Here is a 22648-nt window from a genome sequence, read left to right as displayed (position 1 = left end):
GGTCAACGGTTTGCGCGGGCAGGGCGTGGCGACAAGGGAAATCGAATGACGCGGATGCGCGAAGTCGGCACACTTTGGATCGGGGGTCCGCTGAGCTGGATGGAGCAGCTTTGCCTGAAATCCTTTGTCGATCAGGGCCAGAAAACCACACTCTTTTCCTTTGAGGATATCCCAAATGTGCCCGCCGGTGTCATACGTCGGGACGGGCGCGAGATCATCGATACAGATGACTTCATCAAGTATGAGCAAAAGAACAGCTACGCGCTATTTGCGGACCTTTTTCGCCTGCACATGATCCACAAAAATCCGGGGATGATCTGGATCGACACGGATGTCTATTGTCATCGGCCAATGGACTACGAGAGCGACTACGTTTTCGGCTACGAATTGCCCGGATCGCACCGCGTCAATAATGCGGTGCTGGGCCTGCCTGCAGATAGCGTGCTTCTGGCAGAGATGCTGGAATTCACCTCCGACCGCTATGCGATTGCGCCATTCTTGCCGAAGAAACGGCAAGAGAACATGCGCAAGGCCGCTGAGAAGGGCGCGCCGGTTCATGTCACGCAGCAGCCATGGGGTGTGTGGGGCCCCTTGATGGTCACGCATTACGTCCATGAACTCGGCCTTGCCGATCATGTCCAACCGCTCAACGCGTTCTATCCGATTACCTTTCGCGATCGGCTGAAGTTTCTGCGCCGCGCAAGGATCGCCGAAGGGCTGATCACGGATGAGACAACAGCCTTGCATCTTTGGGCCTCGAATAAGCGGCAATTAGGCAATCTTCACAATGGGTTGCCGCCGCATGGGAGTTACCTCGACAAACTGGTGAAAGCCCATGGGATCAACCCGCACCTGGCGCCAATCAAGGGGCGTGGGAACACAACTTTCGATGGCGCGCTTATTGACGAACTCGACATCGACGAAGTGACAGTAGCCGCTGATCTTTCTGGTGGCGCACGTACTTTCATGCTGGCCTTGCATCATAAATTTGACTGCGAGCTGCAGCTCATCAACACCAACAGGCACGGCAAGTTGACTGATGAAGAGCAGCCTTGGATCGCTGATTACAAGGCCTTCCTGATTGATCACGATGTTGATCCCGGCGCCATCAAGGTCATCCGGAGCGCCAAGGATTTGCGGAAAGTCGACGTGTTGTGCAATCTCACAGGCTTTGGAGATCGTTACAAACCGGGCTTTCTTGCGCCATTTCTGGATGCCTGTTTGCATGCCGACAGCCGTCTGTTCATGGATATCCGCAAGGGCTCTGGTGCGTTTCCGTTCCTGCGCGATTACGGCGCAGCCACGCAGCTGTCGACGCGCGAGGAAGACGGCAAAAGCATCACCCGCGTCAGCGTGACGCCCAAGCCGCCGGCTGAGGCCGACAATGCCGACGATTGGGGGCAGATCGCTACCACCCTAGCGGGGTCAGAGGGGTGGTATCGCGAGGGGACGAACGGCCACAGCCTTTTGTTCACCCCACGCAGTCGCGACACGCTTGTGGTCACGTTTGACAATCTCGACATCACTATGACCAAGCGGACCGACAGGCGTCCTTGGGGCTATAACTTCATTAAGGAACAGGGCTGGTCGATGCTGGGCGTCTTGGCGGGCGGCTGGACTTGGTATCGTGAGCCCTGGGTTTATGACCAGTTTGATGAGCTAAAGGAAAGCGGATTTTTCAAAGGGTTTCAGCGTGTTGTGTTTTATGGTGCATCCATGGGCGGCTACGCCGCATGCGCGTTTTCGCCCGCTGCACCGGGCTGCGATGTTGTCGCGATTTCCCCGCAATCAACCGTCGATAAATCCGTGGTACCCTGGGAGACGCGCTACAAAACCGTTTGGGATCGTGATTTTTCCGGCAGATATGGTGATGCGGCTCAGGTCAGCCACGGGGCGCGCAAGGTTTCAATCCTGTATGACCCATATGAGCCGCTTGATGCGCAGCATGCCGCCCGTTTCAAGCATCTCAACGTCGTGCATTTGCGTGCGCCTCTTCTGGGGCATCGGTTGGGCAGTTCGCTGAACCAGATGGGCATCCTGTCGCCGATCATTCTGGGTGCCCTGGATGGTACATTGACGGAACAGGACTATTACCGGCTGCTCCGCGCCCGACGCGCCTCGCCGCGTTATCAGCGTGAGCTTTTTCAGCGCACCTTGGCACGCGGACATCGGACACTCGCACGGTCCCTCGGTCAGTTCATTCTGTCAAAGAACCCTAATCGAGCCGTCAGACGCGGCTTGCAGGGTCTCTGATGCAACGATCAAAGGCACCAATCACGTGACAACGTATGCTCAGCGACTTTGCTCGGAAAACAATGTCCGCTTCTCGCAGACCTTTCGCTATCAATACATTGTCGGCGCCAGCAAAACAGACTTGCCGGGTTTTACGTCCACAGCTGTAGGACGGTATTGGGTTGGGTCGGGTGAGGGGCTTCGGTGCAGGACGCTCACAGACAGTGCTGGGGTCGCATTTGGGCTATGTCTGGGCATTGCAATTGATCATGATGGGAAAACACCTGAAGAGGTCTTTAGTGCAGGTTTCGACAGCGCATCAGCCGATGCCTTGCGAAAACTCGAGCAGTATCTGGAGTGTCTCGCCGGGCGCTACGCCATTATCTCGCATCTCAACGGTAAGACCTATTTTCACTGCGATCCAGTTGGAATGATTGGCGCTGTTTATGCGCCAGAGACGGGTCGCATCGCATCAAGTACCTTTCTCTGCATCGACCGCCCGCCGATTTGGCATCCGCTCTACAACCGCGATGAGATTGAGGCGGGCGAGGGCACTTATGGTCTGAACCACACATCCGACGCCCATGTGTTTCGCCTGAATGCAAGCCATAGAATGGAGCTTGATACGTTTCGGACCGAACGTTTCTGGCCGCCCAAGCAAGCTGCGTTTGTAGCTGATGATGCGCATTACGGCGCAATCTACGATGAAATGATCATTGCGACGCGCAGGATCATGACGCGTATGACTACACTTGGTGAAACCTCGCTACCGCTATCTGGCGGCAATGACAGCCGGCTGCTTATGGCGCAGGCCGATGACGATACCTTGCGCGATATCACTCAGGTTTTTTCCCATATCAACACATATGCTAATCGTCGTGATGCGCATGTGGCAGCGATCTTGTGCAGGGCAAAGAACCGCCCTTTCGAAGTCCATGACCGAAAGAAAGTATCTGTGCCGCGGTATGTTCGGCGCCTGGCCGAACGGCGCTATCGGATCGGATCAGGCACTATGGCCGTTGTTCCCAAAGAGATCGAAAACGGATTGTTCCTAAGTGTCCGCGAGAACGCCATCGTGATGCGTGGACACCAGACCAACATCATGCGTGGTCAGTACCTTGTCACCGCGGACCCGCAGGAATGGCGCAAGCCACGTTGGCAGATCAGGATGATGCAGCTTGTTGGCAAGGGCAAATTCAACGGGGAAGTTGCAGCGAGGTTTATGCCCGATTTTCAACGCTGTTACGATGATCTGCCGGAAAACGCTCTCGTGCGATCAGCTGATTTTATCTTCTTTGAAACGCTCGTTCCGGCTGCGCTTGGCACGCTTTTCCCCGGACAGGACCACGCGTTCTATCTATCGCCATTCAACAGCCGCCGTCTGGTCCAGTTGTCGATGCAACCGGATACGCAATACCGCATGCGCAACGCGCCGACAACAGATGTCCTGCTGCGCGCCGACCCGGTTCTTGCCGCATTGTCATTTGCCTACGAATTGCCGGCGGACCTTAAAGAGACGCAAGAGACGTTCGAAAGACGCCGCAAGCGGGTCCAGGCCGGATTGCGGCGGTATGCTGAGATCTTTGGCGAAAGAGCGCCGGAAGAGGAGGCGATGGTATTGCCGTTATCCGAAAGTGCAGAGGATGAGTAACCTTTGTGGGGGATTGCTGCGGCGTATTATGTCGCGTAGGACGCTCAGAACACTTTAGACAGGACCTACAACGAATGAAGATCGCTGTTGCCGGGTTGGGCTATGTCGGTTTGTCGAACGCCATCTTGCTGGCGCAACACAACGAAGTCATCGCCATTGATATCGATGAAAGCCGCGTGAAGGCCGTCAATGATCGCCAGTTGCCTATCGAAGACGCCCTAATGAGCGAGTTTTTCGCGACACGCACCCTCGATCTGCGGGCCACAACCGACCCTGCGGAGGCTTATGCGGGCGCAGATTTTGTTATTGTGGCCACACCCACGAATTACGACCCGAAGACCAACCTCTTTGACACGCGTAGCGTTGAGGCAGTGATCGCCGAAACACGCAAGCGGGCCCCTGAGGCCTGCATCATCATCAAATCAACAACGCCGGTTGGCTTTACATCCAACCTCAAGGCCGAGCTTGGTTATGATCAGATCATCTTCTCTCCTGAATTTCTACGTGAAGGCAAAGCCTTAGAAGACAACCTTCACCCATCCCGGATCATCGTCGGCGCGCATACCGATAATGGACGTGCGTTTGCTGATTTGCTGGTGCAAGGTGCCGTCAAGAAAGACATGCCGGTCCTTTTCACCAAATCGATCGAGGCTGAAGCGATCAAGCTTTTCTCGAACACGTATCTTGCGATGCGTGTGGCATATTTCAACGAGCTCGACAGCTACGCCATCGCGCATAACCTCGATGCGCGTGAGGTGATCGATGGCGTGAGTCTCGACCCTCGGATCGGGTCGCATTACAACAACCCGTCTTTCGGCTACGGTGGCTACTGCCTGCCCAAGGACACCAAGCAGCTTCTGTCGAATTACGAGCAGGTGCCGCAGAACCTGATCGCGGCAATCGTTCAGTCCAATCGGACTCGTAAGGACTTTATCGCGGATCAGATCATCGCAAAAAACCCAAAAGTTGTAGGCGTTTATCGGCTTGTCATGAAAGCAGGCTCCGACAATTTCCGCGACAGTTCCGTGCAGGGGATCATGAAACGGATCAAAGCCAAGGGGATCACTTGTATCGTCTACGAACCTGTTCTGGAAGACGAACACTTCTTTCACAGCCGCGTGGAGCGCGATCTTGAAGCCTTCAAGGCCGAGGCAGACCTGATCCTCGCTAACCGGTTGACCGATGAGATCAACGATGTCGCCGCAAAGGTCTATACGCGCGATCTCTTCGAGGTGGATTGATGGAAGATAAAGCAATACTTGTGACCGGCGCCGCAGGCTTCATTGGCTTTCACCTGAGCCAGATGTTGCTGGGGCAGGGGGGGCGTGTGATCGGACTTGATAATCACAATGATTACTATGATCCCGCGCTGAAGGCTGCGCGTGAGGCGCAGCTGATCTCGGACGAAAATTATGTCAGCATCAAAGGCGGCGTCGAAGATCCGGGCCTGTTAATGGGCCTTTTCGAGACGTACCGACCCGACTATGTCATCCACCTGGCTGGCCAGGCAGGCGTCCGCTACTCCATCGAAAATCCAAGAAGTTACACGCAAGCCAATCTCGTAGGCTCGTTTGAATTGCTAGAAGCTGCCCGCGCTTTTCCTCCCGCGCATCTGCTGATGGCATCAACCAGTTCTGTCTACGGCGCCAACACACAGATGCCGTATCGTGAGACTGATAAGGTCGATCTGCCGATGTCGTATTACGCAGCCACGAAAAAGGCGACTGAGGCGATGTCGCATAGCTATGCCCATCTTTTCGACATCCCAATCACAATGTTCCGCTTCTTCACCGTTTACGGGCCGTGGGGACGCCCAGACATGGCGCCACATCTGTTCACGCAAGCCATCCTGGATGGCAAACCTATCAAGGTGTTCAACAACGGTGATATGATGCGTGATTTTACGTACGTGACCGACCTTGTCCGCGCCATCGTGATGCTTTGCCACGCGGTCCCTGAAGCTACAGCAAAAGAAAGCAGAGACGCTTCCCAATCGCCGGTTGCGCCATGGCGCGTGGTCAATATCGGAAATGGCGCGCCTGTACAGCTTATGGCCTTCATCAACGCCATTGAGCAAGCCTGTGGCAAGACTGCAGAAAAGACGATGCTTCCTATGCAGCCAGGAGACGTGCCAGCTACATGGGCGGACACGTCGTTACTGCAAGATCTGACAGGCTATGCACCAAAAACTGACGTCAATGAAGGCGTTGAGTCCTATGTCGCTTGGCATCGCGCATATTATGACGGTTACAACGACCTATCCTCTAATTGGCGCGGTATTTGACATAATACTGATTATGCGCCTAATCTAGAGTTTAGTTTCCAAATGTCGGAGTCCGCAAATGATGGGACTGAATTAACGGGATTGGATTTGCCTGTTTTTCAACGACTTAGCTTTGAGGCTAATCACGCTTGAAAACGGTCAACGAAATCGTTCTAAGCCACTGCCTTGGACGGCAACTCATCCCAAGTTCGACCATCAAGCATTCGACCAGTCTTCTTTTTGTTTACGCCGCCCCATTGCTTAAAATGGAAGGCAACACAGCTCTCAACGCATTGATCTCGAATTGAGCGCACCCAAGCCGGGTCCATGTATCTTGCACCCGGCCCGCTCTCTCCACCGGCAATAGCCCAGTCGATACTCGTCAGGTTCATCTCCCCCACATCACCAACAAGAGGCTCCAGAGACAGAAACTTCACTTGGGCACCAGATGAACGCAGGTTATCAATTCTGTAGGTGTAATCGGAGTTGCCGAAAATTGCTGCAACTACAAATCTTGGATTGCATCGAACGCGCTATTGGCGCACAAAGCGAGCCTTCGCTGCAAACGCGCCAATATCCGCTATCGTGGGCCATAGTCGGCTGTAGTTCCGCCGTCTTTCAGCCGTCGGCCTTTGTTCCCCGCCTGAACCATAGAAGTGCCAGTGCCGTAGCCGCAACGATGGGCAGAGAAGCGAGCGTAAGCGTTACCCATCCAAAGCCCGCAACAACAGCGCCCGAGGCGAAGGCCGCTACGGCAGACGCGAGCGCGATGGCGGTATCGTTGATGCCCTGCACGGCGGCGCGTTCCTCAGGTGCGAGTGCATCGGACAGCATACTAGTTGCGCCAATGAAACCAAAGTTCCAACCGACGCCCAGGACAATGAGCGAGACGTAAAAGTGACCGAGCGTCAGACCCGACGCCGCGATTACCGCTGCGACGGCGAGCAAAGCCAGCCCCAGATAGATTATGGCCGATGCGCCGAACCGCTTGATGAGAAAGCCCGTCACGAAGCTCGGCGCGAACATGGCAACGACGTGCCAGCCAACGACCTGCGCACCAGTGGTTGCGTCGAAGCCGCAGCCAACCATGACGATTGGCGTGGGCACCATCAGCAGCACCATGACCCCCTGCGAGATCGCGCCCGCGAAGATGGGGACGGCGACCGTTCGGCGGCGCAGGACTGCAAGCACGTCCAGCCTGTCTGACGAGCCAGACGCAGAGGCGGGCGCTGCACCCAGCCCACGGAGGAACAACAGCGGCAATACCCCAAGGATGGCGAGACCGATGATCGCGCCATAAGCTCCAGCGAAGGGGATCGGCACGAGCGCGTCTTGCGCACGGGCGAAGACCTCCGGTCCGACCAACGCAGCAATCAAACCCGACGTGAGCATCAGCGAGATAGCCACTGATCGCCACCGTTCAGGTACAACCTCGGCGGCGGCGAAGCGGAAGAACTGGAAGCAGGCGAGCGCCGCGCCCAAAAGGAAATGCCCTACCAACAGCAGCACGAAGTTGCCCTGCACCATTGCCCAGAGCCCCGCCGCCCCACCGACGGCGGCGGAGAAGGCGCCGAGGACGAAGCCCGCCTGCCGTCCGTAGCGCCCCATGAAAAGCGAGAACGGTGCGGCGGCGAAGAGTCCGGCGAGCGTCGAGACGGAGGTCGGAAGCGTGGCGAGGCTTTCGGCGGGTGCGAGGATTAACCCCGCCAGCCCACCGAGAACGATCATCATCGGTAGTGCAGTTCCGAGGACCGCGTTGGCCCCCAGCAGCAAACCGAAGTTGACAAAGCCCGGCTCTGTCTCCCGCTCCACAATCGTCATTCGTCGCCCCTCTCATATGTCAGCGTCGGTGCGCTAAGATTCGAGGAACATTTAGCTCACATGACGTCCATTTCTCCTGAGCATACCTTTGTTAGTGTCTAGCGACTTGGAACGTGCGAAGGAAACCAGCCAACCGCTGCAAAGACGTCCTATCTGCGCTGCGGAGCATGCCGATTGCAGTCCTGGTGCCTTAGCGTCCAACCAATCCCGGAAAATGACGTCCTTCGGAAGTCAGGACCTTGATGAAGACACATTCTTTTTCGTCCGCAATCTGCGTAAGGATGAAGCCAAACACTTGTCCTAAGAGTTCCTCTGTTGTTCTTTCGAAGGTTGCGCCATGCGCGCCGATGCTGTCCATGGTCGCCGCAAGGCGACTTTCGGCTGCCTCCAAATACTGTTTCCTTCGAGTCAAAGCAGCAATAAATGGTCCCCTTCGCGATGTCGGCCACGGCAGCAATGTCGTCAAGCGGTGTCGCTGCAAAGCCCTTCTCGATTCAGAGCGATGTAGCTGCGTCCGTAATTTCGCCAGGACGCGCGTCTTTCCGCCGTCGGCGCTTTTTCTTCTGCCGAGGAACACTCTCACCTTGCATCACATCTCTGGTAGCACATATTAATGACCGAATAGTCATTAATCGCGGCTTCTTTCTACCTAAAAGGGGAACGCAACAGATGAGTAAGGACAGCACCTTAGAACGGAAAATCAGCGGCGCCGGGCATGTTGGGCGATTGGCCGGGTGCTTGGCGATTGCATCGCTATGCGCCCCATCCATCGCGGCTCAGGAAGCGAGAATGCTCGCCGATGGCACCGACTGGACAACGACCAGCGAAAAAGAGCCGAGCTGTGAAGTTGTGGTGTTTCCCGATGGCAGCGGTCGGATGAATGCATGCGGCCTGTCGCTTGGAATGTCCTGGACCCCTCAGGGCGGTAAACTTTGCATCACGGCGCGCTTCCGACGCACACAATGCGCTGATCTCGTCAAGACCGCCCAGGGTATTCGCGCCGAGCGAGATGGCGGAACCATCTTTACGCTCTCCCGATGATTGAGGTGATTGATGACGAACTCTCTTGAGAGCACAGACGCACAGGTTGTCGACCTTCCTCTCGAAGATGCAGGTACGAGGCAGAAGAAACCCACTCACGAGACTGCCTCAGCCCCCGACCGTCCGGTGTCCCCCTCGCCGGTGGTCGGGGGTTCAGTTATCGGTGTCTTCCGTCGCATCGTGCCACTTCTCCTCGCGTTTCTGATCGGGGCTATTGTCGGGCTTTACTTCCAACCCCCCGGTCTTCAGGCCTTCTTTCGCCTTACCGGGTTGGAGCCTGGCGGTGGAACGGACACACCAATCGCCCAGGCGATCGACACCGTTCGGGAACAGTCAGAGGTATCCGTTGTGTCAGAGGGCGATGTCGTGGCCCTTGGGCGGATCATTCCGCGCGACGATATTGTCACGCTTGCCTTGCCCTTCGGGGCTGGGGACGCGCGTATTCAGGAATTGCGCGCACGACCCGGCGACACTGTTTCCCAAGGCGAGGTCGTGGCAGTGCTAGACAACCTTTCAACGCTGGAAAGTGCCGTGGCGTCCGCACGAGTTTCTCTCGAAGTTCAGAACGCCGCACTCAACCAGGCCCGTGTGTCCATCGCGGCAAGCCGAGAGGAAGCGCGGGCCGAGTTGGAGCGCGCCGAAGCAACTGCGCGAGAGGCGCAATCCGCGCTGACCAGAACGCGGGGACTGTTTGACCGGGGCGTCACGACAAGCAGCGTCCTTGAAGAAGCCGATACACGCGCTGCTCAAACCGCTCGCGATGTTGAACGTGCGCGCGTGACACTGTCGCGCTTTGCCGGCGATATCGAGGATCAGGTGGATGTCGCGCTTGCGCGGGCGAACGTGCGTGCAGCCGAAGCCGAAGTGACTCGCGCCGAGCGCGACGTTGACCGCGCTTCTGTCCGCGCACCGATTGCGGGCACCGTTCTGGATGTGAACGTGAGCATAGGCGAACGGCCAGGCAGCGACGGCATCCTTGATCTTGGGAATACGGACGTCATGACCGTCGAGGCGGAGGTCTATCAGACACTGATTGGGCGCGTCGCCATCGGTGACCCCGTGACCGTTTTTGCCGATGCCTTCGAGCAGGAACTGACAGGCACAGTGACAGCCATTGGTCTTGAAATCGGACGGCAATCCATCACCTCGGACGACCCGGCGGCCAACACGGATGCGCGCGTGGTGGATGTGCTTGTGACGCTGGATGACGAAAGCACCGCTGCCGCGCGGCGCTATACCAACCTTGAAGTGTTGGTCAGGATTGATGCGGGGCGGCAGGAATGATTGCTGCCCCGACTCGCCTGATTTCGGCCCTGACCGGGCGGTTGCCGATTGGCTGGCTTCAACTGAGCCACAGCCGCGGCAAGATGATTGCAGCCATCTCGGGCGTTGCTTTCGCCGACATCCTCGTTTTCGTGCAGTTGGGCATTCTCGGCGCTCTCAACCAATCGACCATCGCGCCGTACGATCTGTTTCGCGCGGATATCATAATTTCATCGGCGGACGCGAACACGCTGACCGACGGCTCCAACGTGGCACGGTCGCGCATGTTTCAAGCACTTGGCGTGCCCGGAGTTAAGGACGCCACACCGCTCTATCTCGCGAACCTCGAATGGCAGCGTGAGGACGGCGACTCGTCGACACTCCAGACCTTCGGCATATCCCCGGACAAACCGGAGTTTACCGCTCCTGATGTGGCAGACCAGATTGCGGAGTTGCGACTCGAAGATCGTGTGCTACTGGACCGACAAACACGAGGCCTGCCCGCTGGCGCCCTCGACCATGTCTCAAGCCAGACACCATATTCTCTAGAATTGAATGGCACGTCCGTCTGGGCGGTCGGAACGCTTGAAGTCGGCGGTGGTTTCTCGGCGGACGGCACGCTTTATGTTTCAGACCAGACGTTCCTTGAACTCTTCGGCAACCGCGCGTCAGGCGCACCGAACCACATTCTTGTGTCGGTCGACGACGGCATCGACCCGGCGGTTGTGGTTGAACGCCTCCGCGAGGCCCTTCCGACGGAATCCGTCAAGGTAGCGCAGAAGGCAGAAGCGGCCGCCGCCGATCTGGCCTATCAGACCACCGAACGTCCGACCGGCGTGATCTTCGGCTTCGGCGTCGCCATTGGAATCGTGGTGGGGCTGGTCATCGTCTACCAGGTCCTCAGCACCGACGTTGCAGACCACCTGCGCGAGTACGCGACGTTCAAGGCGATCGGCTATCCGCAGCGCTTTTTTCTCGGCATCGTGCTGGAAGAAGCCGTCATTCTAGCGCTGTTCGGTTTCATTCCAGCCGTCGCAATCGCCGTGGGCCTCTACGCAGCCATGTCGGCGGCGACGGGACTTCCGTTGTCGATGGATGTGGCGCGCGCGATGTCGGTCCTCATCGGCACATTGGCCGCATGCGCCTTGTCGGGGGCGCTGGCAACGCGGCGGCTGGCCTCGGCTGATCCGGCAGACCTGTTCTAATGCCATGGGATAACACGGCAACCGTGTCAGAAGCCCCCATCGTCGCTGAGGGCCTCAACCACTGGTTCGGCACCGGCGAAGCGCGCAAGCAGGCGATCTTCGATGTCTCGATGGAAGTAGCGAAAGGCAGCCTAACGATCCTCATGGGGCCATCCGGATCCGGCAAAACGACGGTGCTGACCCTGATGGGATGTTTGCGCAATGTACAGCACGGATCGGTCAGGCTGCTTGGGTCGGAGCTAAACGGCGCATCCGAGGCCCACCAGGTACAACTGCGCCAGAGGCTTGGGTTCATTTTCCAGGCGCACAATTTGCATGAAAGCCTCACGGCAGAGCAGAATGTGCTGATGGGCCTTCAGGTGCATGGCCGGGGCGACCCGACGCGCCAAAGGATGGCCGCACAGCACATGTTGCGCCTGGTGGGGCTGGAGGACCGCGTGAGCTATCTTCCGGGCAACCTCTCCGGTGGGCAGAAACAGCGTGTGGCAGTCGCGCGTGCCCTCGTGTCAAATCCCGCCATCGTCTTCGCCGACGAACCGACGGCTGCACTAGACAAGGAGTCCGGTGCCAATGTCGTGCGAATGCTCAAGGAGCTGGGACACCAGCGTGGCACAACGACCGTCATGGTAACCCACGACAATCGTATCCTCGATATGGCGGACCGGATCGTGACTTTGGAGGAAGGCCGGATCGTGTCAGACCGTAAAGGAAACGGGTGACGCGGGCCGGCCCCATCTTGCTGGCGATACTTGTCTTTATCTCTGCCATCGCACTCTTAGCCGTCGTCATACACTGGTGATGAACCTTGACCCCAGTCTATGCGCATCATTGTCGTCTTGTCGTCCTTAGGCAGTAGTCGAATTCAGTATTCAACGAAGTTGCAAATCAAGGACAGTAAGCTCCCCGGTGATAGATTCGTCTCACAAAAGGAAACAGTAAATCTCTTCGGCGAATTATCGCAAGCCGCTTGGGCATGCTTTCGCCTGATAATGTATACGCCGTTGATTACGTTAGGCCGGTTTTGTAGGCGTGAAGTTAGGACTTCAAATTTCATGTGACTCACACGGCTGAACAACTCCTCAGACCTGTGTGAATCCACGTCGACGATTACGCCCGAGCCCGCCATTGGCGGAAAACGAGGAACGATGGAGAAGCATAATATGTATATGGACAGCGCGAACGGGGGCATGGGCACAGATAGTGTTCTTGCAGGTGGCCAGACCTATGCCGTCGGCTCTATGGAGATAATCACGGGCTTTGATCCGTCAAAGGACGTGTTCGACCTCGGCACGGATTCAATCCACAACCAGATCGGCGTCGATACAGCCGACGGTTTTGCCATGATCCACATGTTCGACAGCAGCAAATCAACGCTGCTTGAGGGCGTGTATCTCAAGGACCTGACGGCAGGCAACTTCGCTCCGATCGCGGACGCGCATCTGCAGCAGGACCTTAGTGCGTCCCTGGCCTTTGAAAACGGCACGGGCCTTGTGCGCGAGAACACGGTCTATGTCCGCTCGCACGAAGCGGGTCTGGTTGAGACCGTTGATTTCAACCCCGCCACTGACAAGATCAGCATGTTCTACCTAAGCGTCCGTGGGGATCAGGGGCTGAACTTTGTGGCCGAAGATACGGCAGAAGGCGCGCGCTTCTACAGCCCGATCACGGGTCAAAGCCTGACCTTGCGCAACGTGTCGATGAGCGAACTGACGAGCGACCATTTCGAATGGCGCGCCAACCAGATCGAGGACAATGTGGCCGGACGGATGGGTCTGACGGACCAGATCGACGGGTTCACCTACGAAAACATCTATAGCGGCAAGAGCGTCCCGATGGCCGGTCTGGTCGATCGGGCACCTTATCACAGCCAGCCGGACTACACAGGCACGCCAATCGGCCAGGGTAACGGTAACGACAGCGGCGGTGGCGATATGGGTGGTGGAGATAACGGCGGCGATACGGGCGATGGGGACGCCGGCGCCCCGATCAACGTCACAGTGACAGGTGGTTCGGTGACCGAGGGTGATCCGGGCATGCCCCATATGCATGGCGATGGAACATCCCATGTGCATGATGATGGCCACAAATACATTGTCTTCAGTGTCTCGCTTGATGCGCCCGCCACATCCGCAATCTCTCTGAACTACACGACCGCTGACGGCCTGGCGGTAGCTGACACTACCAACAGCACCGCCTGGGACTATCATGAAACCAAGGGTACGCTGGTCTTCGCACCCGGCGAGCAGACGAAATCTGTTCCGGTTGCCGTCCATCCCGACACGCTTGTCGAGTTGACTGAAACCTTCACTTTCCAGATATCTGGCGACAATATCACCGGCGATCTGGTCGCAACAGGGATCATCTTCGACAACGACACCGCAGATTCCGGCGGCGGTGACATGGGAGGTGGCGATATGGGCGATGGCGCAAGCGCCGTTGCGTTCGACACCAGCAATCAGTGGGATGGTGGGTTCGTTGCCGCAGGGACATTCACACCGGATGCAGCCACTAATGGGTGGACAATCACCTTCACATCCACGGCAGAGATTACAAATATCTGGAACGCTGAGATCGTGAGCAAGGAAGGCAATGTCTACACGATCCAGAACGTTGATTATAACGCTAGCGTTGCTGCGGGTCAGGAAATCTCATTCGGGTTCCAGGCCGCAGGCAATGACGCCACCATCGCAGATGTGACAGTCAACGGAGAGGCTGTTGACACAGGCGGTGATATGGGCGGTGGCGATATGGGGGGTGATACCGGCGGCGACATGGGCGGCGACACTGGCGGCGGCTATGACGGTGGCGGCGACACTGGGGGTGGCAACACCGGCGGCGGCAATACTGGCGGTGGCAATACCGGTGGTGTTACAGTTGGCGGTGGCCAGACTTATGCCGTCGGCTCAACCGATGTGATCACCGGCTTTGATCCGTCAAAGGACGTGTTCGACCTCGGCACGGATTCAATCCACAACCAGATCGGCGTCGATACAGCCGACGGTTTTGCCATGATCCACATGTTCGACAGCAGCAAATCAACGCTGCTTGAGGGCGTGTATCTCAAGGACCTGACGGCAGGCAACTTCGCTCCGATCGCGGACGCGCATCTGCAGCAGGACCTTAGTGCGTCCCTGGCCTTTGAAAACGGCACGGGCCTTGTGCGCGAGAACACGGTCTATGTCCGCTCGCACGAAGCGGGTCTGGTTGAGACCGTTGATTTCAACCCCGCCACTGACAAGATCAGCATGTTCTACCTAAGCGTCCGTGGGGATCAGGGGCTGAACTTTGTGGCCGAAGATACGGCAGAAGGCGCGCGCTTCTACAGCCCGATCACGGGTCAAAGCCTGACCTTGCGCAACGTGTCGATGAGCGAACTGACGAGCGACCATTTCGAATGGCGCGCCAACCAGATCGAGGACAATGTGGCCGGACGGATGGGTCTGACGGACCAGATCGACGGGTTCACCTACGAAAACATCTATAGCGGCAAGAGCGTCCCGATGGCCGGTCTGGTCGATCGGGCACCTTATCACAGCCAGCCGGACTACACAGGCACGCCAATCGGCCAGGGTAACGGTAACGACAGCGGCGGTGGCGATATGGGTGGTGGAGATAACGGCGGCGATACGGGCGATGGGGACGCCGGCGCCCCGATCAACGTCACAGTGACAGGTGGTTCGGTGACCGAGGGTGATCCGGGCATGCCCCATATGCATGGCGATGGAACATCCCATGTGCATGATGATGGCCACAAATACATTGTCTTCAGTGTCTCGCTTGATGCCCCGGCATCAGAAGAGGTGACGCTGACCTATGCGACAGCCGATGGCACCGCAGTGGCCGATACCACTAACATAACGGCTTGGGATTATCACGAAGCAAGCGGAACACTGGTTTTTGCGCCGGGCGAACAGACCAAGACAGTGACGGTGGCCGTGCATCCGGATACCCTGGTGGAGGGGGATGAAACCTTCACGCTGACTGTGGCGGGTGACAATATCACAGGTAGCCTGACCGCAACTGGTACAATCATCGACAACGATACCGCAGATACCGGCGGTGACGGTGGCATGGATGGCGGCGGCGACATGGGTGGTGGCGATATGGGCGGTTCAAGCGACACCGTCGCCTTTGATACCAGCAACCAATGGAATGGTGGTTTTGTGGCCGAGGCGACCTTTACACCCGACGCGGCCACAAACGGCTGGACCATCACCTTCACCTCAACCGCAGAGATCACCAATATCTGGAATGCAGAGATTGTAAGCAAAGACGGCGATGTCTACACGGTCAAGAACGCGTCCTATAATGCTGATGTTGCCGCTGGTCAGGAAATCTCGTTTGGTTTCCAGGCGGCAGGTAACGACGCGACAATCTCAGGCGTCACCGTCAATGGTCAGCCCGTTGATACCGGTGGTGACACTGGTGGCGATACGGGCAGTGACACTGGCGGAGATACGGGTGGCGACGCAGGTGGTGACACAGGCGGAGACGCTGGGGGTGGGAACACCGGTGGTGACACTGGCGGTGGCAATACTGGTGGCGGCAACACGCCCGGTGGCGGTGACGTCCTAAATGGACCGCTGTCAACCGTTGGCACTGACATCGTGGATGCGGACGGCTTGAAGGTCGACCTCAAAGGTGTCAACTGGTTCGGCTTTGAAACTGATATCAGCATGCTGCACGGCCTCTGGGCTCGCAACATGGAAGAGATGCTGGATGATATTGAGGCCTTTGGCTTTAACATGATCCGGCTGCCTTTCGCGGGTGAACTCGCACTGACCGACGCCACACCAACCGGTATCAACACCGGCGAAAACCCGGCATTGGCCGGCATGTCATCGCTCGATGTGATGGCTGAATTCCTCGATGCCGCAGCAGAGCGTGGTATCGGTGTCTTGCTTGACATGCACCGTCAGACACCCGGCAACGGGCCTGAAGGTGGCGGGCGCCTTGTCGATGTTGATGCCTTTATGGCGCAATGGGCCGCAATGGCCGAAAAATTCGGTGATCATCCAGCCGTCATTGGCTTTGACCTGCTGAACGAACCGCACGGGTATAGCTGGGACGAATGGGCACCTATCGCCGAGCAAGTCGGGAACATGCTGCTGGAAAGCAACCCCGATGAGTTGATCATCGTCGAAGGTGTCGAAACCTATCAAGGTGAAAGCCACTGGTGGGGCGGTAATCTTAAAGGCGTGGCTGATCGTCCGATTGAGCTCAACGCGGACAACAAGCTCGTCTATTCACCGCATGAATATGCGACATCGGTGTTTGAACAGCCTTACTTCACCGAAGCAGGCTATGACGCGGAAACGACTCTCCCGCAAATCTTCAGCGAAAACTGGGGCTTTATCGAAGAACAGGGCATTGCACCGGTGCTTTTGGGTGAATTTGGGTCGAAGTTTGAAAACCAGACAGACAAAGACTGGGGTCCGGTTCTCGCCGAATATCTGTTGGAAAACGATATCGACTGGGCCATGTGGTCATGGAATCCGAATTCCGGTGACACTGGCGGGGTGGTCAAGGACGATTGGGAAACACCGCGGGAAGAGGCATTCACCTACCTTCTGGACATGCTCTTGGGCGAGGGTAACGAAGCGATGCCTGCTCAAAGGGTTGTTTTTGATCCCATGGCTGATCCGGCTGCCGATATCATGAATGACATGCTGATGGTGCCCGAGGACATGATGGGCTTCTAGGGTCAGGGTTCGTCACCAATACATGACGTGGCTGCAGGTGCGATTGCAGAGAGAAAGGCCTTTGGCAGGCTGTCGAGCAACGCCCGCCCGCCGATGTCATCGCTGACCTGCCCGGTGGTGACGAAGAAATAGCAATGTCCGCCTTGGGCGCCCCTGCCCTTCACCACGCTGTCAATGAGTGTCGGCATTCAGGACTTTCGGACTGGAACACGTCGGGCAAGTGAGCCTTAAAAGCGTAATTTACCAAGACACTGAATTCCTGGCCAAGACAGTCCCATTAATCAGACGATCCGACAGATTTTGTTGGCGTTCGCAAATGATGAGACTGAATTGATGGAATACGACGCGCCTCTTGCAAAGGCATAATCAGGTGATCGCTGCAGCGCATGAGGGCGCCTTTGCTTAACGGTACACGCTAGGTACTACGCAGCCGCTCTTAGCCTGTGATCCCTTCGATCTGCGGAAGTGGATTTGGTGACGTCACATTCTCAGGTCGCCGCTTTTCATAGAAAGCATTTCCACCCGTCGTTAGGACGTAGTGAATGTTGTTGAAGTCAGCATCATACCACGCAGCGTGAAAGAACTTTGCGTCCGCGATATTTGGGTGCTTTTCGCCGCCAAGCACAGCAATCGCCGAGGCTTCCGCCAAGGCTTGGCCCGAGCCGTTCATTGCCTTGGTCATCACACCCGGCGCAAACTGGTTTCTCTGGCTGACGACATCACAAACTGTGTTCGGGAAATCATCGGATTGCACCCGGTTCATTACGACACTGCCGACAGCGATCATGCCATCGCGGCTTGAGCGGTTCGACTCGAAATACATGGCGCGGGCCATACAATCGATGTCTGCCGCAGAGGCAAGCCCCCTACCCGACTGCGACTGACGTGTGCAACCGGTAAGGCTACAGGCGAACACCAACATCAAGGTCATGAGCTGCTTTGACGTAAAATACTGCATCTGTAATCAAGTTTCTTGATTGTTCTCTAAGATCAGTCTGTAGCGCGAGGCTGCGGTGAGCAAGGCAAACTATGATCTCATTCGTGCTTTTGCCTATGTTGCCCGGCGTTGCAGGTCTCGCCCACCCTATACCTCAAGGCCGGTTTCGAGCTCGAATCCTGTACAAAACAACGTCCAGTGATTTGAAAATGTTAAGTTGTTGTTTTCGCTACTGTCGGTAATCTCATCAATAGGAAGAACCGCCAAATTGGCTCCACCACTGCCCCCTGCCTTTGGTCATATTTCTGTTCTGGCCCGTGCTGGTAACATTGCGCCAGCTAGGGAGGCCTCAATGACATTCATCAAATCCATCAGCGCCGCAGCAATTGCGGTTTGTGTCGCAACCGTCGGTCTGGCCGATACGCCAACGCTGGGTATTGCAGTCTTGAAGTTCGGAACCGTGAACTGGGAACTCAACACCATCCAACATCATGAACTGGATGCTGCGAATGGGTTCGATCTGGAAGTCCAGGGTGTGGCGGGTGGATCGGCTGCCAAGGTCGCCTTTCAAGGTGGCGAAGCTGATGTCATTGTCTCGGATTGGCTATGGGTCGCGAGGCAGCGCGCGGCGGGCCGGGACTATGTTTTCATCCCCTACTCCAAGGCTGTGGGTGGCATTATGGTGCCTGAAGACAGTCCGGCGCAGCATATCTCAGACCTTGCCGGTACGCAGATCGGTATCGCCGGTGGCCCCTTGGACAAGAGCTGGCTGATCCTGCAGGCTTATGCTGAAAAGAACCACAACATGGACCTGGCTTCAGAAACGGAACAGGTTTTTGGCGCCCCGCCATTGATCTTTGGTTCTGCCATGTCCGGAGAAGTGGGTGCCGCGATCAATTTCTGGCATTTCGGGGCCAAGATGAATGCAGCTGGGATGCGAACGCTGATTGACGTGTCAGAGGCTGCATCTGATTTGGGACTTGATCCCGAAACGCCACTTTTGGGCTATGTCGTGAGGGGCGAGTTGATGCGAGACAATCCTGAACTGGTCAATGGATTTGCCGCAGCTTCCCGCGCGGCCAAGGATTTGCTGGCCGTGGACGATGCCGAATGGGATCGCTTGCGCCCTAACATGAATGCGGACACCGATGCGCAATTTGCAGCTCTCGTCGCGGGCTTCCGCGCGGGCATTCCGGCAGACGGACCTATCGATGAAGCAGCGGCTGGCCGTATGCTGGAGTTGATGTATAGCCTCGGCGGCGCAGAGCTGCTCGGCGACGCGACCGCGTTGCCGGAGGGAACATTCCTGCAAAACGGAAGCTAGCGTGGCGCTAATCGACACGGTTCAGATGACGCATCAGGAAGCCGGTCGACAACCCCCGGTTCTTGATCTGCAGCTTGCGTCATTGGCCTACGAAGATGAGGTTGTTCTGCATGATATCAGCCTGACAGTCCCGCGTGGCCAAACGCTTGCCCTCGTCGGGCCGTCCGGTATCGGAAAGTCTTCGTTATTGCGCATTTTTGCCGGGCTGGAACAATCCTTTGCGGGACACTGCCGGATCGATGGCAAAGTCGCGATGGTCTTTCAGGAACCAACATTGCTGCCCTGGCGCAGCGTACGTGACAACGTCACGATCCCGACTGGTGTTTCTGGCACCGCCGCGGACGCTCTACTGGCGGACGTTGGCTTGGCTGATCGCGCCGACACGTTTCCCAATAGGCTGTCACTGGGCCAGCAGCGGCGGCTGGCATTGGCGAGAGCATTTGCCGTCCATCCGGATCTTTTGTTGCTTGATGAACCCTTCGTATCACTTGACCCTGCCCTCACGAACGACATGATGACGTTGTTCGCGCGACTGCGTGACACCTACCCCGTCACAACCATTCTGGTGACGCATGTCGAAGAAGAGGCGCGCAAGTTGGCGGATCGTATCGTCGCGCTCTCGGGTGCACCGGCACGCATTACCAGCGACTTCATGAACAATGCCTAGAAGACCGGAGCGTATTTCCAGTTGTCCGCATCGGGGGTGACTTCATCCAGATCGTAATCTGCAGCCTCCAGCCGACGGGCGATGGGTAGCCCCTCTTGTGCGGCCTCGGCTACAAGTTGGCGACCGCGCGCTTCGTCCTTTTCGACCCCATGACCGCGCAGCAGATCAAGACCGTAGTTGAACTTGCCGACCGGATCACCCAGCGCTGCTGCACGGCGGTCCCATTCTGCGGCGGCATCAGGGTCGTATTCTGCGCCTAGCCCATTATTGTCGAGCTGGCTCATCCAGGTCATCGCCCCGGTATAGCCGTCCTCGGCACAGTTCAAAAACAGGGTTCGTGCGGCATCGTGGTCGCCGGATTTTGTCAACGCATACCCCATTGAGCACAGCACCATGCCCGTCTCGCCGTCTTCGGCGCGTTCAACGAAGCGTTGCCATGTCATCTCATCGGGGTTTGTCGTCCCATATTGGGACGGATCGTCGGCAAATGCGGGCGTGGCCAAAAGGGCGATTAGTGGTGCAATGTATCTCATGAAGCATGCTTAGCACAGCGTCAGTGCAAAATCAGCCGATCAATGGTCATAGAAAAGGTCAGCCTTTGCGACGTATTCCCGTGCCTTCCGGGCTGTATCCCCAAAGTGCAGCCGTTGTGAACACACATGCGGCCAGAACAGTCCAGCCGAGTGCCGGTCCGTTAAACTGGAGATAGAGCGCGAAACGGATCAACTCCACAGCATGCGTAAACGGATTGAGAGCGCAGATATCGTGAAGCAGCTCTGACGATTCAGCCATTTTCCAGAGTGGGTAAAGCGCGGATGACATGAAGAACATGGGGAAGATCACGAAGTTCATCACACCTGCGAAGTTCTCCAACTGTTTGATAAAGCTGGACAAGAGCAAGCCAAGCGCCCCCAGCATCAGCCCGGCCACTGCCAAAGCGGGCAACGCAGCGACATAGCCGAGGGCGGGCATGGCGATGCCGAACGCGGCAGCAATGGCGAGAAATGCATAAACCTGGAGGATCGAGATGGCAGTGGCCCCAAGGAGCTTGCACATCAAGAGCCACCAGCGGGGCAAGGGACTAGTCAAAAGTAGCTTCATTGAACCCATTTCACGGTCGTAGATGAGGCTGAGTGACGATTGCATGCCGTTAAACAGCAAGATCATCCCGCAGAGACCGGGGACGATGTAGGTCTCGTAGGTGACGTAGGTCTGGTAGGGTGGGATGATTGAGAGGCCAAGTGCCGCGCGGAACCCGGCGGCGAAGACCAAGAGCCAGACAAGCGGGCGAACCAGTGCTGCCACAAACCGTTCGCGTTGATGGATGAACCGCAACGCCTCGCGTGTGACGATGGCGATCAAGGCGGGGAGGTAGCCGTTCATGCGGCCTCGGATGTCATGGCGAGGAATGCCTCTTGCAAGGAGGTGTCTCCGCTCACGTCGTGCGCCAGCCCGTCTGCCAGTACCTTGGCCCGATGCAGGATCACGAGCCGGTCATCGGGCCGCACCTCATCCGCCAGATGCGTGGCCCACAGGATCGTGGTGCCGTCGTCGGCCAGGCCATGCACATGATCTGTGATGGCCGCGCGAGAGGCGGCATCGAGACCCACTGTTGGCTCATCCAGCAACAGCACCGCCGGATCATGCAGCAAAGCGCGCGCAATCTCGGTACGTCGGCGGTGACCGCCATTCAGGGTGCGTGCCTTTTCGCGCGCCCGGTCCGCGATATGCAGCCGCTCCAGCACCTGATCGATCCGCTGCGCGCGGTTGCGTCCCGAAAGTCCGTGCAGGGCGGCAAAGTAGCTCAGGTTCTGGCGCACGGTCAGATCAAGGTCGAGAGTGGGTTGTTGAAAGACGATCCCTAACTTGGCGAGCGCGGCCCTCGGTGCTCTGGCCAGATCATGGCCCGCAATCTCAATCCGCCCGCGCGGAGCGACGAATAATCGTGTCAGCAGGTTAAAGAGCGTTGATTTACCGGCACCATTTGGGCCGAGCAGAGCACAGAACGCGCCCGGTGCCACATCAAAGCTCACCCCATCCAATGCCATTTTCGCGCCGTAGCTGTAAGTCAGATCTGCGACGCGAATGCCGGTCATTCGATAGTGATCTCAAGCCGTTGAGTCTCGCCTGTCGTGCCGGGAATTTTGATGTAGTAGGCTCCGGGTTTGATCGCGATAAACCCGATCTCCATCTCGCCCGCTTCGTCAAATTCGACGCTATCGAGGCCAAGGGGGCGGATTTCGAGGCCTTCGACGACGATCTCATCGATCCAGATCGCACGGAAGAATTCGGGGCCGACAAGGGCAAGTTCTTGACTGCCATCGCCCTGAATTTCGAACTCATAGTAGGTGCCGGATTTCAGCTCCCAAGGCGCGCCGGAAAGCGGTTCCCCGGCAGACAGAATGATGGGCGGCAAGTCTTCCTTGTTTCCGCCCGAGAGAAGGCCAGCCGCGCCAAAGCCGGTATCGTCATCATCCGCCAGAAGTGGTGTCGCCGCGAGGGCGAGCATTGCGGCAATTGCTGTGATTTTCATGTCTTTTCC

The 22648-nt window shown here is 57.2% G+C and carries 20 protein-coding genes; 11 read left to right on the top strand and 9 right to left on the bottom strand.

What is annotated here, in order from left to right:
• The first annotated feature begins 45 nt into the window (after nt 1-45).
• The 4 genes from SLH49_RS13280 to SLH49_RS13265 all read left to right on the top strand — a co-directional run bounded on the left by SLH49_RS13280 (nt 46) and on the right by SLH49_RS13265 (nt 6167).
• Complete coding sequence (locus tag SLH49_RS13280; protein ID WP_320269613.1) at nt 46-2253, top strand: hypothetical protein; 2208 nt, start codon at nt 46-48, stop codon at nt 2251-2253.
• Nucleotides 2254-2278: 25 nt separating this feature from the next.
• Nucleotides 2279-3883 (top strand): hypothetical protein, encoded by a 1605-nt coding sequence (locus tag SLH49_RS13275; protein ID WP_320269612.1) that lies wholly within the window; start codon nt 2279-2281, stop codon nt 3881-3883.
• Nucleotides 3884-3957: 74 nt separating this feature from the next.
• The gene (locus SLH49_RS13270; protein ID WP_320269611.1) at nt 3958-5124 is read left to right on the top strand and encodes a nucleotide sugar dehydrogenase; all 1167 of its coding nucleotides are present in this window, start codon (nt 3958-3960) and stop codon (nt 5122-5124) included.
• Nucleotides 5124-6167, top strand: a complete 1044-nt coding sequence (locus tag SLH49_RS13265; protein ID WP_320269610.1) for a GDP-mannose 4,6-dehydratase — start codon at nt 5124-5126, stop codon at nt 6165-6167. Before SLH49_RS13270 ends, SLH49_RS13265 begins: the two co-directional genes overlap by 1 nt.
• Before the next feature lie 152 nt (nt 6168-6319).
• Here the strand turns inward: SLH49_RS13265 and SLH49_RS13260 are convergent, their stop codons facing one another.
• From SLH49_RS13260 to SLH49_RS13250, 3 genes are all read right to left on the bottom strand, one after another.
• Nucleotides 6320-6643, bottom strand: coding sequence for a DUF5131 family protein (locus SLH49_RS13260; RefSeq protein ID WP_320269802.1), 324 nt, complete (start codon nt 6641-6643; stop codon nt 6320-6322).
• Nucleotides 6644-6764: 121 nt separating this feature from the next.
• Entirely contained in the window at nt 6765-7967 is a 1203-nt protein-coding gene (locus SLH49_RS13255) for an MFS transporter (RefSeq protein WP_320269609.1), read from the bottom strand.
• Nucleotides 7968-8157: 190 nt separating this feature from the next.
• Entirely contained in the window at nt 8158-8358 is a 201-nt protein-coding gene (locus SLH49_RS13250; protein WP_320269608.1) for a hypothetical protein, read from the bottom strand.
• 398 nt (nt 8359-8756) lie between these two features.
• Between SLH49_RS13250 and SLH49_RS13245 the strand changes: the two genes are divergently transcribed.
• The 5 genes from SLH49_RS13245 to SLH49_RS13225 all read left to right on the top strand — a co-directional run bounded on the left by SLH49_RS13245 (nt 8757) and on the right by SLH49_RS13225 (nt 17178).
• Nucleotides 8757-9008 (top strand): hypothetical protein, encoded by a 252-nt coding sequence (locus SLH49_RS13245; protein WP_320269607.1) that lies wholly within the window; start codon nt 8757-8759, stop codon nt 9006-9008.
• Nucleotides 9009-9020: 12 nt separating this feature from the next.
• Nucleotides 9021-10292, top strand: coding sequence for an HlyD family efflux transporter periplasmic adaptor subunit (locus tag SLH49_RS13240; protein ID WP_320269606.1), 1272 nt, complete (start codon nt 9021-9023; stop codon nt 10290-10292).
• Complete coding sequence (gene devC / locus SLH49_RS13235; protein WP_320269605.1) at nt 10289-11476, top strand: ABC transporter permease DevC; 1188 nt, start codon at nt 10289-10291, stop codon at nt 11474-11476. Before SLH49_RS13240 ends, devC begins: the two co-directional genes overlap by 4 nt.
• A complete protein-coding gene (locus SLH49_RS13230; RefSeq protein ID WP_320269604.1) occupies nt 11476-12195 on the top strand; it encodes an ATP-binding cassette domain-containing protein in 720 nt (239 codons plus the stop codon). Before devC ends, SLH49_RS13230 begins: the two co-directional genes overlap by 1 nt.
• A 426-nt stretch (nt 12196-12621) precedes the next feature.
• Complete coding sequence (locus SLH49_RS13225; RefSeq protein ID WP_320269603.1) at nt 12622-17178, top strand: cellulase family glycosylhydrolase; 4557 nt, start codon at nt 12622-12624, stop codon at nt 17176-17178.
• Nucleotides 17179-17180: 2 nt separating this feature from the next.
• Here SLH49_RS13225 and SLH49_RS13220 read toward each other — a convergent pair whose 3' ends face one another.
• Together SLH49_RS13220 and SLH49_RS13215 are read right to left on the bottom strand one after the other, a co-directional pair.
• Nucleotides 17181-17366 carry a hypothetical protein gene (locus SLH49_RS13220; RefSeq protein ID WP_320269602.1) on the bottom strand — a complete coding sequence of 62 codons (186 nt, stop codon included), beginning with the start codon at nt 17364-17366 and terminating at the stop codon, nt 17181-17183.
• Nucleotides 17367-17614: 248 nt separating this feature from the next.
• Nucleotides 17615-18109 (bottom strand): cell wall hydrolase, encoded by a 495-nt coding sequence (locus tag SLH49_RS13215; RefSeq protein WP_320269601.1) that lies wholly within the window; start codon nt 18107-18109, stop codon nt 17615-17617.
• Nucleotides 18110-18467: 358 nt separating this feature from the next.
• Here SLH49_RS13215 and SLH49_RS13210 point away from each other — a divergent pair, with 358 nt between their 5' ends.
• Nucleotides 18468-19439: an ABC transporter substrate-binding protein gene (locus SLH49_RS13210; RefSeq protein WP_320269600.1), complete on the top strand. Its 972-nt coding sequence runs from the start codon at nt 18468-18470 to the stop codon at nt 19437-19439.
• A gap of 1 nt (nt 19440) precedes the next feature.
• Nucleotides 19441-20106: an ABC transporter ATP-binding protein gene (locus SLH49_RS13205; RefSeq protein ID WP_320269599.1), complete on the top strand. Its 666-nt coding sequence runs from the start codon at nt 19441-19443 to the stop codon at nt 20104-20106.
• Here SLH49_RS13205 and SLH49_RS13200 read toward each other — a convergent pair.
• The 4 genes from SLH49_RS13200 to SLH49_RS13185 are packed head-to-tail and all read right to left on the bottom strand — an operon-like array spanning nt 20103 to nt 22639.
• Nucleotides 20103-20639, bottom strand: coding sequence for a sel1 repeat family protein (locus tag SLH49_RS13200; RefSeq protein ID WP_320269598.1), 537 nt, complete (start codon nt 20637-20639; stop codon nt 20103-20105). The two genes, SLH49_RS13205 and SLH49_RS13200, sit on opposite strands and share 4 nt — an antisense overlap.
• Before the next feature lie 58 nt (nt 20640-20697).
• A complete protein-coding gene (locus tag SLH49_RS13195; protein ID WP_320269597.1) occupies nt 20698-21489 on the bottom strand; it encodes an ABC transporter permease in 792 nt (263 codons plus the stop codon).
• Complete coding sequence (locus tag SLH49_RS13190; RefSeq protein ID WP_320269596.1) at nt 21486-22202, bottom strand: ABC transporter ATP-binding protein; 717 nt, start codon at nt 22200-22202, stop codon at nt 21486-21488. Before SLH49_RS13190 ends, SLH49_RS13195 begins: the two co-directional genes overlap by 4 nt.
• Complete coding sequence (locus tag SLH49_RS13185) at nt 22199-22639, bottom strand: hypothetical protein (RefSeq protein WP_320269595.1); 441 nt, start codon at nt 22637-22639, stop codon at nt 22199-22201. The genes SLH49_RS13190 and SLH49_RS13185 overlap by 4 nt, the downstream gene beginning before the upstream one ends.
• Nucleotides 22640-22648: the final 9 nt, after the last annotated feature.

Origin of the sequence: Cognatiyoonia sp. IB215446, assembly GCF_033963825.1 — a bacterium.
Classification (GTDB): Bacteria; Pseudomonadota; Alphaproteobacteria; order Rhodobacterales; family Rhodobacteraceae; genus Yoonia.
This window is presented reverse-complemented; position numbering and strand designations above follow the sequence as displayed.